Below are 13,347 nucleotides of genomic sequence, written 5' to 3' on the forward strand. Positions count from 1 at the left end.
CGGACCTACACGTTTCGTGTATTCCACCGCCTTGGCCAAGACAATATTGTACAGGTTCCCGGCTCTTCTTCAAGGGCCGGGAACCTGTGATATGGCGCTTTTCACGCCTTTTATGCTGTTATCAGCAGATATAGGACCAAATCCTAGAGGATTAGGAACCCATTTCTGCAAGGTAGGCGGCGAGCGCCTCGCGGTGATTGCGCGGGGTGAAGCCTGCAGCAATCAGCTTGGACAGGTCCATTGCCGAGTTCGTCGGACGGTGAGCGAAGAGCTCAGCGTTGGCGAAGTATTCCTCGGTGGTGGTGTCGCTGACTCGTGCCGGGTCGTGGCCGGTACCCTCGTACACTGCACGAGCGAACTGTGCCCAGTTGATGACTTCACCGGTGTTCGACACGTTGTAGGTGCCGTATTCAGCGCCGGAAAAGAGCAGGTGCAGGGCAGCTGCTGCCAGGTCCTGGGTGAAGGTCGGGCGGCCCCACTGGTCGGCGACCACGGACGGGTCGATACCGCGCTCAGCCAGGGATGCCATGGTGCCAACGAAGTTCTTGCCGGCGCCAACAACCCAGCTGGTGCGCAGGGTGTAGTGCTTACGCCATGCGGCGGCGGCAACCTCACCGGCAGCCTTGGATGCGCCGTAGACGCTCAGCGGTGCCAGGGGGTAATCCTCCGGGTATTCCTCGCCCAGGGGCAGGGAACCGTCAAAGACGTAGTCGGTGGATACGTGAACCAGCGGCAGGTTAGCTTCTTCACAGATGGAGGCAAGAGCGCTCACACCCAGAGCGTTAGCTGCCCAGGCATCACGGCGACCCTCGGGGGTTTCTGCCTGATCCACTGCGGTGTACGCTGCAGCGTTGATGACCGCACGGAAGGAGCGCCAGCGGAATGCGTCACGCCACTGCTCGGGCTTGCCCAGGTCGAGGCGGTCGCGATCCACAGCCAGGAAGGGTACGTTCTGCTCGGTGAGCTGGCGAACCAGCTCGGTGCCGAGCTGACCGCCCGCGCCAATAATCAGGATCGGGTCGGCTTCCAGGGGCTTGATCTCGTTCAGACGCGGGTGGTTACGGTCCTTCTCGGAGAGTTCTGCCTTCGCCAGGTCGATAGGCCAGTCGATTGCGACGGTCTCATCGGCAAGGTTCAGGAAGCTGTAGCCGGATACTGCATCCGCCGACCAGTGGTCGTTCACCAGGTAGGTGTAGGCGGTGTTCTCTTCCAGGGTCTGGAAGGAGTTACCCACGCCGCGGGGCACGAAGATTGCGGTGTCCGGGCCCAGCTCCACGGTAACGACCTTGCCGAAAGACTCGCCGGCACGCAGGTCAACCCATGCGCCGAAGATACGACCGGTTGCGACAGAGACGTACTTATCCCACGGCTCAGCGTGGATACCGCGGGTGGTACCTACCGAAGCATTGAACGAAATGTTGTTCTGCACGGGGTTGAAGTCGGGCAGACCGGCTGCAACCATCTTCTCGCGCTGCCAATTTTCCTTGAACCAGCCGCGGTTATCGCCGTGAACCGGCAGGTCAATGATGAGCAGGCCGGGAATCTCGGTTTCAGTAACCTTCAATTCCTTGGTCATTACTGGCCAGCCTTTGCGTACTTCGCCTCAACCTCAGCCTTCAGGGGCTCCCACCAGCCGCGGTTGTCGGTGTACCACTTAATGGTGTCGGCAAGACCGGACTCGAAGTCGGTGAACTTCGGCTCCCAGCCGAGCTCTGCACGCAGGCGGCTACCGTCGATTGCGTAGCGCAGGTCGTGGCCGGGGCGATCAACCACGTGCTCGAAGTCGTTCTCGTCCTTGCCCATCAGACGCAGGATGGTGCGCAGAACGGTGATGTTGTTCTCTTCACCGTCAGCACCGATGAGGTAGGTTTCACCAATCTTGCCCTGCTCCAGGATGCGCAGCACAGCAGAAGAGTGATCGGATGCGTGAATCCAGTCACGAACGTTCAGGCCCTCGCCGTAGAGCTTCGGGGTCAGACCCGAGAGAATGTTAGTAATCTGGCGGGGGATGAACTTCTCAATGTGCTGGTAGGGGCCGTAGTTGTTGGAGCAGTTAGAGATAGTGGCCTCAATACCGAAGGAGCGGACCCATGCGCGCACGAGCAGGTCGGAACCTGCCTTGGTGGAGGAGTAAGGGGAAGAGGGGTTGTAGGGGGTGGTTTCGGTGAACTTTGCCGGATCGTCCAGCTCGAGGTCGCCGAAGACCTCGTCAGTGGAGATGTGGTGGTAGCGAGTGCCGTGCTTACGGACTGCTTCCAGGAGGCTGAAAGTACCGATGAGGTTAGTGTGGATGAACGGTTCGGGGTTGGACAGAGAGTTGTCGTTGTGCGATTCCGCAGCGTAGTGGACAACAGCGTCTGCCTTGCCGACCAGTTCGTCAGCCAACTCGCGGTCGGCAATGTCGCCTACGACAAGCTTGAAGCGGGATTCAGGAAGACCCTCCAAAGACGCAGCATTTGCGGCGTAGGTCATCTTATCCAGCACAGTAATAGTGTGATCAGTGTTATCGATGAGGTGGTGAACAAAGTTCGAACCAATAAAACCGGCACCGCCGGTAACAAGAATGTGAGCCATACGGTATATTTTACCCACTTAAATAGCGATTTTTATGCCTCAACAACGAGATAAACATGACACAATAAGAAGTTATGAAGGGAATTATTCTTGCCGGCGGCACCGGAAGCCGTTTGCACCCTATCACTCAGGGTATTAGCAAGCAGCTCACTCCGGTCTATGACAAGCCGATGATTTACTACCCGCTGTCCACTCTCATGCTGGCGGGTATCCGCGATGTTTTGATTATTACCACTCCTGCCGATCAGGAGCAGTTCCAGCGACTGCTCGGTGACGGTTCCCGTTTCGGTATTAATCTCGAATACAAGGTGCAGCCTTCCCCTGATGGCCTGGCACAGGCATTTATCCTGGGCGCCGATTTTATTGGTAATGACCCCGTAGCACTCGTGCTCGGTGACAATATCTTCTACGGCCCCGGTCTGGGTACTCAGCTTGCCACCTACGAGCAGAAGGACGGCGCAACCGTCTTCGCTTACCGGGTTGCTGATCCTCGCGCTTACGGTGTGGTGGAGTTCGACAAGGACTTCAACGCGCTGTCCATTGAAGAGAAGCCCGAGAACCCCAAGAGCGACTACGCTATTCCGGGTCTGTACTTCTACGACTCGAAGGTTGTAGAGTATGCACGTCAGATTAAGCCTTCTCCGCGCGGTGAGCTGGAAATCACTGACCTTAACCGCGTCTACCTGGAACAGGGTAAACTGAAGGTTGAGGTTCTGCCTCGCGGTACCGCGTGGCTCGATACCGGAACCTTTGATTCACTCGCTGATGCCACTAACTTCATCCGCACTGTTCAGAGCCGTCAGGGTCTGTCAGTTGGTTGCCCGGAGGAAATTGCGTGGCGCCATGGTTGGCTCTCCGATGAGCAGTTGCGCGACATCGCTACCCCGCTTGTTAAGAGCGGTTACGGTAGCTACCTGCTCGGATTGCTCCGCTAATAAACACCAGGGGATTTTCGTATCCCTTCACCGCCTGCAACAACACTCCACGTTGCAGGTACACTAACTCAAACTTTCTGGAGTATTCTCACTACCATGACCATTTTGGAATTTTTCCGCACCACGAGGGCTAACCTCTGGCTGCTGATTATTGGCATCGTTGTCGGTGCCGCAGCGGGCTTCGGCTATGCATCACTGCAGCCGAAGGTCTACGCCGCGTCCTCCTCGGGCTACGTGACCGTGGGCGAATCCGGTACGGTGGATGTTCTCTCTGGCTCTACAGCCGCTAAGGAGCGCGCTCGCTCCTATGCAGCTATCGTCTCCTCTGAGGCCGTGGCACAGAAGATTAAGCAGAACAACCCCGAATTATCGATGACCACCGGTCAAATTCGCGGTAGCCTCACCGCAACTGCAGGTGAAAACGCTGCACTGATTACCGTGAGCGCTAAGGCTTCTTCCCCGAAGAATGCACAGTTGCTTGCTAACGGTGCATTGCAGGCTACTGCCGACTACATCAAGGAAATTGAGCAGAACCCCGGTAACGCTCAGGCTCTGGTGAACGGCGAAAACACCGGCGCAACCCCGACCGGTGGCAACACCGTTCGCGTGATTCCGCTGAATAACGCGAGCGTGAACCCGCCGCTGGTAGCTCCGAACTACCAGCAGAACGTGCTCATCGGTGCTGGCACCGGTTTGGTTCTGGTCTACGCGGCAATCTTCCTGCGCCGTGCACTGGATCAGCGCATCCGTACCCGTGACGACGCTACCAAGGCAACCGGCGCAAGCGTCCTCGGTGTTCTGCCCGTCAGTGACGACCTGAACGAAGACAACATCGTTAAGGGCGACACCGACGACCACATCGCTCAGGAATCCATTCGTCAGTTGCGCACCAACCTGCGCTTCGTGAACGTTGACACTCCCCCGCGTTCGTTCATCGTCACCTCCGCGGTGCCCGGTGAAGGTAAGTCGACCGTGTCGCTGTCGCTGGCTCGCGCAATGGCTGATGCGGGTTCACCCGTCATCCTCATTGACGCCGACCTCCGCCGCCCGACTGTGGCTAAGAAGCTGAAGCTGGACGCTAAGGTTGGCCTGACCCAGGTTCTGGCTGGCCAGGTTGAGATTGCTAACGCTGTGCACCAGCTTGGTGAGTCGAACCTCTTCGTCCTGCCTGCAGGCCGTATCCCCCCGAACCCCTCCGAACTTCTGGGCTCGGATAAGATGCGCCAGCTGATTAACGAACTCTCCGAAGAGTTCATCGTGGTCGTCGACGTTCCGCCGCTGCTGCCCGTGACCGACGCTTCGTTGCTCTCCCACTCCGTGGATGGCGTGATTCTCGTTGGTTCTATCGGACGAAGCCACCGTGAGCAGATGACTGAAGCTTCCAACATCCTGAAGAAGGTCAACGCGAACCTCCTCGGTATGGTGCTGAACCGTGCACCCCGTAAGGGCCTGGGTAACTCCTACTACGGCTTCGGTTACGCAAGTGCCTACGTTGGCTATGCAACCTACTACGGTTACGGCAAGGAAGGCGACAAGAAGTCGTCAAAGAAGTCCTCGACCAAGAAGTAATAACGTAATAAGCGCCCTAAAACATAGGGAGCGACTTAGGGCGGGATGGGCAGTTTTTCTGCCCGTCCCGCCTTATACTTATCTGGTATACATGTGCACCGAAAGGCTATTGTGACCACTCACTCACCCAATACGCCGGAGCCGCAGACCACTCCTCTTGCGGCACGGATTCGGCTTGCGCACGCCTACTTCCAGCGAATTGCCGACATGCACTCCATCGATATTATGCATGTCAAAGGCTACGCTTTCTCCCAGGAAATTTACCGCAAAGGCAGGTACAGTTCCGATGCCGACCTGCTGGTCCGTCCCTCTCACGTGGACCGCTTTGTAGAGATCCTTTTGGCAGATGGATGGCGTATCCAAGCCCATTTCGAGACAGGCTCCGTGTTCGAACACGCGATGACGCTCTACCACGCTTCATGGGGTCTGACCGATATTCATCGTTTCTTCCCCGGTCTTGGACGCCACGGCGATTATGAGAAGGCTTTTGAACGCGTCTGGGCGGCACGCAAGACCCGTATGATTGCTCACCGTCCCTGCGTTGTCCCCAGTGATTTGGACGCGCGTCTTCTCGTGGTGCTTCACCGCGCCCGCGCAGCATCACGCTACAGCGCAGATATTAACTATCTGGTCTCTCTGCTCTCGTACAGCGATTGGCAGCGCCTGCGAGCCCGCGCGGAGGAGCTTGACTCATCCCTGGCGTATAGCGCGGCTATGGGCGGCTTGGAGCAGTACCGTGACGACCGCGACTACCTGCTGTGGCTGTCTGTCTCTCAGGACGTCCCCCACTATATTCAGTGGGTTGGGCGCCTGCAGGCGGCGACCACCCTGCACGATAAGCTACGCACCCTCAAAAATATTTTCTTCGTGAATAAGGACCACTTGGCGATGCAGCTGGGACGTACCCCCACCAAGGCTGAAATTCGTGCCAAGTTCTTTGAACGTTTCGGAATCAAGGTGAAAAAATGAGCAACCCGGTAGATTCCCGCCAGACCGTCTACGGTATCCCCGAGAACATCGCGTACGTTCATTCTGAAGAGTTCGCTAAGTACTCCCCCACAGCAACGTATCTTGCAAATCTTGCCAATGGTGAGCTGTCTGTTCTTCAGGATTCTGCCTCCATTATTTGGAGTATCTTTGAGGACCCAATGTCTCTACAGGAAGCTATCGATTTGCTCTGCGAAATGTATGAACAGCCCGTAGAGACCATGGGACCGCAGATCGAGGGGTTTATCCCCGAGCTGCTAGCCAAGGGGCTCCTAGAAGCCCGCTAGGCCTCCCAGAAGACACAAAGAAGGCGGGGCGGTAGAAACTTTATAGTTTCTACCGCCCCGCCTTCTTCTATGAGCAGCCTAGCGCTTTTTAGTCTTCGGGCAGAGCCTGCACGTACGTCTTTAGACGGCTAATGAAACGAGCCTCCGAGAAACCGTCAACGTGCTCGCGGATATAGTCAGCGTCCCAGTCAGTCGGGTTGAAAGCCTTGAGAGCTTCCACCAGCTGCTCCACGGTCGGCTGGTTGATGAACATGCCGGTCTTGCCCTCCTGGATGGTGTCCAGGAAGCCGCCCGCACGGTACGCAATCACAGCCTTACCGCTGGCGCCAGCCTCCAACGGAGTAATACCGAAGTCTTCATAGGAGATAGCCAGCAGAGCCAGACAGTGCCGGTACGCGTAACGCAGCTGGGCGTCCGAAATGCCAGAAACGATACGAACAGTGGGGCCTGCAAGCGCTTCAAGGCGTTCCTTTTCCGGGCCGCGACCAACCACCAGCAGCTTCTTACCCAACTCATTGCAGGCTTCAACAGCCTTATCAACATTCTTGTAGGGCAGCAGGCGAGAAACGATCAGGAAATAATCGTCCGATTCGGTGAACTCTTCCAGGCCCGGGATAGGCTCAACCGGTGCGGTGGTGTCTACCGAGTGCGGCGGGAAGAAAATCGGAACGTCCTTCTTACCGTAGACATTCTCAATACGCTTCTTAATGACGCTCGCATTCGCCACATACACAGCCGAGCGGTGAGCAGCCCAGTGATCCCACAGCATCAGTGCAGGACGCAAGGTCTTCAGCAACAGCGGCACGGGACCGGTGCTCTTCTCGCCCAGGTACTGATCGCTCAAGTACAGCCATCGCGCCGGCGAATGGCAGTAAATGAACTTGCGGCCGGCGAAGTTGAAGCCGTGCGCCCAACCGGTCGTCGATACCACAGCGCGCTCAGCCGGTACCTTCAGGAAAGAAGAAGCAATCGGCAGAATTGGCAGAGCCATGCGGTGGTTACGACGTAGGTAACCAATCTTGTTCAGCGGGCTGGTGATGATTTTCGCATCTTTGAACTCCGGGAAGGTGCCCTCCGGGTCGTACAAAGTCGTGTAAATCGGTGCGTCAGGGAATGCACGATGCATTGCCAGCACAACACGCTCCGCACCGCCACGCTGAGTCAGGTAGTCGTGGGCAATTGCTATCTCTTCAGTAGCCTCAGGCTTGACCAGCGGCACGTAACGGCGCGCCAGATGGGCAAGCTTCTTGAGGCTCTTCGGGATATCCGCGAGCACCGCGTCAGGGTTCTTCGGCCCGGTAAACGGAGCGGAGGTCAAGAGCTGAGTGAGTGACATTTTCTTTTCCTCCTAAAAGACTTTCTGAGCACGCTCAGGGTAGTGAATACCGGCGTAAGATGCAGCCTCAACCTGCAGTGCCACAAGCTTCTCAGCGGCCTTAGCGGGCAGCTTCAGCAGAATCTTATCGCTCGCATCGCCCAGAGCCTTAATGGTCTTCTCCGTGGTGAAACGAGCGAGGGTCTTGACCAGCAAACCCCACGGACCCGTCGGATTCGGGGCGGGGTGTGCTTCTTCACCATGCTTACGCACGAAGATAGTGCGGGCAGAACCCGAGTGCAGGGCACGCAGGGCACGCACAGCAGTGGTGGTAGCCTCGGCGTAGTGCTTGACCTCAACCTCATCAGAGATGATGATGCGGCCACCAGCGTCATGAACCATTTTGCCCATGTCTACGTCTTCCCAGCCGTAGAGACGGTACGCGGGGTCGTAGCCGCCAGTACGCTCAAAGTACTCCGCAGAGATAGAAGAGTTACCGTTCCAGTACAGCCAACGGCCTTCTTCAGCTACACTGAGGGCGCCCTCTTTGAATCGAGCATCGCGGAAGTTACCGTACACACGAGAGTAGGGAGTGTCCGGGTACACGTTCTTCAAGGTACCAATCACACCGTCATAATCACGGTGCAGGCGGATCTGCGCCTCGACGTAGTCGGATGCCGGCTCAAGATCGTCATCGCAACGGATGAGGACATCCGCATCAGCCGCACGGTGGCCAGCGTTCAGCGCAGCCACGCGGCCACGGTTCTCCTCGAAAACGATCTTGGTCAGGTTCAGCTTGCCTTCGGCAATGTAGCGGTCAAGCACAGCTTCACTGTTATCGATATCGCCGTCGAGGACCACGATAACTTGGAAGTCCTTCTCGGTCTGGGCGGCAAGCACATCCAGCGGGTAGTGCAGAATATCTGCACCACCGCGAGACGGAATGATAACCGCAGCCTTGTAACGGTGGGTAGTCGTCATAATTTTCCTTCGGGGTTTGAGTGAGAGGATATCCGTTGGGAATGGCTTATACGTTTAGAAGCACCTTAGCGGATAAAACGCTCCAGAATCTCACCAACACGGACCTTACCTGCTTCAGGCGAGTAATTCTCCTGCCAACGCCAGAACAGCTCGGAGGTTCGCTCCGCCAGGGCATCCGTATCTTCTCGAAGCTCAGTACCCAGGCTCTTAATGGCCTGTGCAAGAGCTACCGGCTGATCAGCAGGCACAACGTACGGGTACGACGCGCCGCCCAGCACCTCCGACAGAGCACCAGCATCACTGACAACCACAGGGACGCGCGCGCTCATCGCTTCAGCGACCACCAAGCCAAAGGACTCAGGGGCAATCGAAGGTACAACAAGCATGTCAATGTCACCGAAAAGACGGTCCGGGGTAGTCCAGCCCAAACGCGTGCTGAACGTAGCAACACGGGCTAGAGCGTCCTCAACCTCAGCACGTTCTTCATCAGATGCAAAGACAGGCTCGCCACCAATCACCAGGTCGTATTCAATACCGTTAGAGTTCAAGGAACTCATCGCCTGGCACAGGGTTGCAATACCCTTGGACGGAGTCAAACGCCCCAGGTAACCGACGCGAAGTCGGCGCTCCCCCACACGGTGATCCAGCTCGGTGGATACGCCACTGACCCAGTTCGCAAACAGCTCGCTACCGGGGCAGGCACGAGCCACATAGCGGCTAGGCACCAGGGTGACAGACGCCTTATGGCGGGCAAAGGGTACGAGCTTCGCGTTCACACCGGTAGGCAGCTGGTGCAGGTGCACGATGCGGTTCTTACGGCCGCCCGTTGCCGCTGCGGGAACCAGACCATTGCACCACAACAGAACGTCCTTATGGCGAGCGTGCCAGCTACGCAGAGCCACCATGTACTGTGCGCGGTTCTTAGCCGGCAAGACAATGCGGGGGAACCCCTCATCCGCAGCAGCTTCTACAAGCTGCTTCGGCTCGGAAGGACCCACAATAGTGACCTTGTAGCCAAGGCTACGGGCTGCGCGGGCAATGTTCAGGAGCATGACCTCGCCGCCGCCCATGTCACCGTTATTGGTGGCGATGTAGAGTTCTTTCATCGTTATACTTTCCTCGCCTGCTGACGGATAGAACTGACGTCAAACGATTTAGAAGTAGTCAACTTCTTAGGCGTTTCTTGATGGGTTACAGAGGCAGGAGCTTCATTCTCGATGAGCTCGCCGTTCTGCAGCGCAGGTTTTTCATCGCTACTCTGCACCTTCTGCATAGCACCTGGTTCCTGCTGTCCGCTATCTGAAGCATCCAGATCCTTATCCGGGTTCAGGTACAGCAATGCAAGACCCACCACGATAGCCCACGGCACAGTCAGAATCACCTCTCCAAGACGCTGAGAGGTAATAATGATAATCACCATTGCGGCTTCGGCAATAACAATGCGCTGAGTACGCTGCTGCTTCCAGATGAATGCGGCAGAAATCATCAAGGATACAACCACAATCATATAGACCCATCCGGCCTCCTGGACCAGCGTCATATATGAGTTGTGGAAGTAAAAGTATCGGTCTTGTAGCGGAACCTGTGCAGTACCCAAACCGCCGCCGTACCACGGAACCACATCAATCATGCGGTACATTCCTTCGTCAATTCGCTGACGCAATAGGTCACTACCGAGGCGATCCGAGAAAGCACCAGCACGAGCAAAGTTATCTTCCAGGTAGTTCACGCCTAGATAGAACAGATACGCCAGAACAGCTTTGCCGAAGAGATTCAGACGGTAGGAGAAGTACAACCACAGGACGGCGAATGCGTACGCCGCCAATGAAGTGCGAGAACCAGTCAGCCACAACATGCCCGCGCTAACAGCAATAGCAGCAATACGGTGGCTTGTCTTTCTGACCATAGCGACAAAGAGGAAACCGAAAAGCGCATAGTACAGACCCGATTGGTTCTTATCATTGAGCCAACCGGTCAACGTACCACCATAGTTATCAGGTGCGATACCCGCGTAGAAGCCAATGACGTTGATCAAGAGGCCAAAGGCCACACCAAACAGTAGAGAACGGATATCAATCTTCTTCTGCGCAATCTGCAGAGCAAGCAGTACCACAACCGCCATACGCACAGCACGACGAATCGCATATTCAACAGGGAAGCTGTTGAACGTCAAAGTCTCAAATAGTGCCCAGCCAATGGCCAACAGAAGAATCGTAAAGAACAAGCCGTTGTAGGTGTTCTCGATTTTGGCAGGCTTAGTCAAGTTGTAGAGTACAAGCACCATCACCACAACAGTTCCAACTGGCATGGCGAAGAACGCTGTTGTAATACCAATAAAAATCAGGCCGAACCCCGCCCAGAAATCGAGCATCGATAGCTTGGACACACTACCAGCAAGGTACTTTGCTTCAGCCTTCGCAGCCTGCCCAAAGCGAGTGGCATTGCTCGATGCGGCACCTGGATACTGGGTTCCAGATGCAGGTTGAGAGTGAGCTACAGTCATTTCTTCTCCAAAATACGAGCGTATATCTCGGCGGTCTGAGCAGCCATCTGCGCGTTTGAGATCCAGGTAAAAGGCACCGATTCCCCCTTCTGCAGTTGCGCGCGCATAGCCTGCAGAACATCCTGAGTCAGAGTTGCACTCTGGCGGTCCACCAGCTCATCGGCGCCCAGAATCTCCGGGTTGCCGCCCACAGCGGTAGCGACCGTCTTCAAGCCGGCTGCCTTAGCATCCAGCAGAGTGTAGGAGCAGTTCTCCCACACCGACAGCTGAACAATCATGTCGCTGCGGCCCATCGCCTCAATCGGGTTAACGAAACCGCTAAAGGTCACCGAATCACCCAGGTTCAGGCGCTGAGCCTGAGCCTGCAACTCGGAAGCCAAATCGCCAGAGCCCGCAATCTCAAGATGAGCCTGCGGGTAATCAGCACGAAGCTGCGCAAAAGCGTCCAGCAGCACGTCAATACCCTTCTCAGGGGACAGGCGAGACAGCGAAAGAATACGCGGACCGCCATCAGCAGGCACACACTGCTGCTCAACAGCCGCGTGCACCTCGGGAATATCCACGCCGTTGTACACCAGCTCCACGCCACGAGCGCCCCACTTGGCACGCATCTGATCAGCGGTAGAACGAGAAACAGCAATCGCCTGATTGGTACCCCACAGACGCACACGGTGTACGGTCTCCATGAGCTTAGAACGCCAAGAGCTACCGTGATACACGGAGTCATTACCGGCGATACCGTGCTCAGTGGTCAGGAGCTTCGGCACACAGGTGCCGCGCTTGATGACGCTACGGATGCGTAGCGCGTTGACTACAGCGGTCGCTACAACGTCCGCATACGCCAGGTGGCTGTGCACGATATCCGGGCGGACCTGCTCAATAGCCTTCTGTAGAGAAGCAAAGGAAGTCTTAAAACCGTAGTCGGGGCCGAAGTCAGCTTTGATGACGGTGACGCCCAGTTCCTCAAGGCGGTTCGTGAGCTTACCCTCGGGTGCGAGAACCACCAGGTTAAAGCCGGGGAGCCCGGCACGTGCCATATCGACAACGTGCCGAGCTACCCCGCCAAAATCGGGAACCGGAACGACCCATAGAGCCGTTGGTGTAGAGGTCATGCCTTAGTCAACTTTCGAGTGAGGAAAGAACGGAAGGATGCAGAAACCTTAGTTTCAATGGAAATATGCACCAGGTAGGCGAAGCAAACCACCAAAACCAATGCAATAATACGTGCCCCCCAGGGACCAGCCACCGGGTAGAACAGATCCACCAGCATATAGCCGACCATAGCGTGGCCCAAGTACAGGGGGTAGGAAATACGTCCCAAGAAATTCAGCGGACCCTTTGCAAGTACCGGAACGTTCTTCAGGTATACAACGATGAAGAACACCAGGCTAATCAGCGCCACACCGATTCCATGAGCAAGATCATGCATCAGCGCTGCGTTGAGGGAAGCCAGAATTGCAAAGTACGGAATGTGCCAGGTGAACTTTCGATCATGACTGTACATGAAGAACATCATGCCCAGACTAAAGAGCGAAGAATGTTCCGCAACCGCAGCCCACACAATCATCTTCGGTGCTCCACCGAGAGAAGCCTCAGGGTGGAAAAGCAGACACAGAGCCGTACCGATAACCGACCAGGTAAGCAGAATCGTAGTCAGCTCCCCACGGTAAATCTTTCCCTTCCTGATAATCAGGTACAGGGCGACCATCACGTAGAACTGCAGTTCAACTGCCAGCGTCCAGTACACCTGATCCACGTTATCCACACGCAGGAAGCGTTGCAACATCGTTGTGTTGATTAGGGTCTGCGGAATCGTAATATGGCGTCCGGGGTTTCCATAGATGAAATACACCAGCGCTGATACAGCCAGCGCAAACCAGTATGTCGGGTAAATACGAGAAAAACGCGAAACCGCGAACTTCAGTGCCGACCCGCTCTTGATAGCGCTGAGCAGGATTACAAAGCCAGAAATAATGAAGAAGAGCTGAACACCCAGCTCGCCCAGAGGAATATCGTAAGGCGAGGGGGCGGTTCGCGGGTAATTTTGAGTAGCCGGAACACCCAGGTGATAAATCACCACGGTAATAGCAGCCAGGCCACGGAACCCGTCTAGCTCCCGGAAACGCCCGGGAGTAATGAAATTCTGATCCAGAATTTCACCCTCCCGAGCTTTTACGGTCTGAGACTTGGCCATAG

The 13,347-nt window shown here is 56.2% G+C and carries 12 protein-coding genes; 4 read left to right on the top strand and 8 right to left on the bottom strand.

Going from position 1 to position 13,347, the window contains the following annotated elements; all coding sequences use genetic code 11:
- Positions 1-151 precede the first annotated feature (151 nt).
- Positions 152-1,576, bottom strand: coding sequence for a dTDP-4-dehydrorhamnose reductase (rfbD, locus tag HMPREF2605_RS05305; protein ID WP_070616750.1), 1,425 nt, complete (start codon positions 1,574-1,576; stop codon positions 152-154).
- Positions 1,576-2,574 carry a dTDP-glucose 4,6-dehydratase gene (rfbB, locus tag HMPREF2605_RS05310; protein WP_044142793.1) on the bottom strand — a complete coding sequence of 333 codons (999 nt, stop codon included), beginning with the start codon at positions 2,572-2,574 and terminating at the stop codon, positions 1,576-1,578. Before rfbB ends, rfbD begins: the two co-directional genes overlap by 1 nt.
- A gap of 74 nt (positions 2,575-2,648) precedes the next feature.
- Between rfbB and rfbA the strand changes: the two genes are divergently transcribed.
- From rfbA to HMPREF2605_RS05330, 4 genes are all read left to right on the top strand, one after another.
- Positions 2,649-3,509: a glucose-1-phosphate thymidylyltransferase RfbA gene (gene rfbA / locus HMPREF2605_RS05315; RefSeq protein ID WP_070847262.1), complete on the top strand. Its 861-nt coding sequence runs from the start codon at positions 2,649-2,651 to the stop codon at positions 3,507-3,509.
- 96 nt (positions 3,510-3,605) lie between these two features.
- On the top strand, positions 3,606-5,078 hold the full coding sequence (locus HMPREF2605_RS05320; protein ID WP_049346727.1) for a tyrosine-protein kinase domain-containing protein: 1,473 nt from the start codon (positions 3,606-3,608) through the stop codon (positions 5,076-5,078).
- A gap of 111 nt (positions 5,079-5,189) precedes the next feature.
- Entirely contained in the window at positions 5,190-6,047 is an 858-nt protein-coding gene (locus tag HMPREF2605_RS05325) for a nucleotidyltransferase family protein (RefSeq protein WP_049355186.1), read from the top strand.
- Positions 6,044-6,352, top strand: a complete 309-nt coding sequence (locus HMPREF2605_RS05330; protein WP_049346731.1) for a PqqD family protein — start codon at positions 6,044-6,046, stop codon at positions 6,350-6,352. The genes HMPREF2605_RS05325 and HMPREF2605_RS05330 overlap by 4 nt, the downstream gene beginning before the upstream one ends.
- 88 nt (positions 6,353-6,440) lie before the next feature.
- On the opposite strand, the gene HMPREF2605_RS05335 is transcribed toward HMPREF2605_RS05330, so the two are convergent.
- The 6 genes from HMPREF2605_RS05335 to HMPREF2605_RS05360 form a co-directional block, all read right to left on the bottom strand.
- Complete coding sequence (locus HMPREF2605_RS05335; RefSeq protein WP_049355031.1) at positions 6,441-7,688, bottom strand: glycosyltransferase; 1,248 nt, start codon at positions 7,686-7,688, stop codon at positions 6,441-6,443.
- A gap of 12 nt (positions 7,689-7,700) precedes the next feature.
- Positions 7,701-8,648 (bottom strand): glycosyltransferase family 2 protein, encoded by a 948-nt coding sequence (locus tag HMPREF2605_RS05340; RefSeq protein WP_070847263.1) that lies wholly within the window; start codon positions 8,646-8,648, stop codon positions 7,701-7,703.
- Positions 8,649-8,713: 65 nt separating this feature from the next.
- Positions 8,714-9,754 carry a glycosyltransferase family 4 protein gene (locus tag HMPREF2605_RS05345; RefSeq protein ID WP_049346739.1) on the bottom strand — a complete coding sequence of 347 codons (1,041 nt, stop codon included), beginning with the start codon at positions 9,752-9,754 and terminating at the stop codon, positions 8,714-8,716.
- Between the two features lie 2 nt (positions 9,755-9,756).
- A complete protein-coding gene (locus tag HMPREF2605_RS05350; RefSeq protein ID WP_070634157.1) occupies positions 9,757-11,151 on the bottom strand; it encodes an O-antigen ligase family protein in 1,395 nt (464 codons plus the stop codon).
- Complete coding sequence (locus tag HMPREF2605_RS05355; RefSeq protein ID WP_070847265.1) at positions 11,148-12,263, bottom strand: glycosyltransferase; 1,116 nt, start codon at positions 12,261-12,263, stop codon at positions 11,148-11,150. The genes HMPREF2605_RS05350 and HMPREF2605_RS05355 overlap by 4 nt, the downstream gene beginning before the upstream one ends.
- Positions 12,260-13,345, bottom strand: coding sequence for an acyltransferase family protein (locus HMPREF2605_RS05360; protein WP_049355028.1), 1,086 nt, complete (start codon positions 13,343-13,345; stop codon positions 12,260-12,262). The genes HMPREF2605_RS05355 and HMPREF2605_RS05360 overlap by 4 nt, the downstream gene beginning before the upstream one ends.
- Between the last annotated feature and the right edge of the window lie 2 nt (positions 13,346-13,347).

Origin of the sequence: Rothia sp. HMSC065C03 (assembly GCF_001837295.1) — a bacterium.
Lineage (GTDB): Bacteria > Actinomycetota > Actinomycetes > Actinomycetales > Micrococcaceae > Rothia.

Bases quoted from the DNA above. Each gene is read 5' to 3' on its own strand.
- rfbD (WP_070616750.1), bottom strand. From the start codon at position 1,576: ATGACCAAGGAATTGAAGGTTACTGAAACCGAGATTCCCGGCCTGCTC.
- rfbB (WP_044142793.1), bottom strand. From the start codon at position 2,574: ATGGCTCACATTCTTGTTACCGGCGGTGCCGGTTTTATTGGTTCGAAC.
- rfbA (WP_070847262.1), top strand. From the start codon at position 2,649: ATGAAGGGAATTATTCTTGCCGGCGGCACCGGAAGCCGTTTGCACCCT.
- HMPREF2605_RS05320 (WP_049346727.1), top strand. From the start codon at position 3,606: ATGACCATTTTGGAATTTTTCCGCACCACGAGGGCTAACCTCTGGCTG.
- HMPREF2605_RS05330 (WP_049346731.1), top strand. From the start codon at position 6,044: ATGAGCAACCCGGTAGATTCCCGCCAGACCGTCTACGGTATCCCCGAG.
- HMPREF2605_RS05335 (WP_049355031.1), bottom strand. From the start codon at position 7,688: ATGTCACTCACTCAGCTCTTGACCTCCGCTCCGTTTACCGGGCCGAAG.
- HMPREF2605_RS05340 (WP_070847263.1), bottom strand. From the start codon at position 8,648: ATGACGACTACCCACCGTTACAAGGCTGCGGTTATCATTCCGTCTCGC.
- HMPREF2605_RS05345 (WP_049346739.1), bottom strand. From the start codon at position 9,754: ATGAAAGAACTCTACATCGCCACCAATAACGGTGACATGGGCGGCGGC.
- HMPREF2605_RS05350 (WP_070634157.1), bottom strand. From the start codon at position 11,151: ATGACTGTAGCTCACTCTCAACCTGCATCTGGAACCCAGTATCCAGGT.
- HMPREF2605_RS05355 (WP_070847265.1), bottom strand. From the start codon at position 12,263: ATGACCTCTACACCAACGGCTCTATGGGTCGTTCCGGTTCCCGATTTT.
- HMPREF2605_RS05360 (WP_049355028.1), bottom strand. From the start codon at position 13,345: ATGGCCAAGTCTCAGACCGTAAAAGCTCGGGAGGGTGAAATTCTGGAT.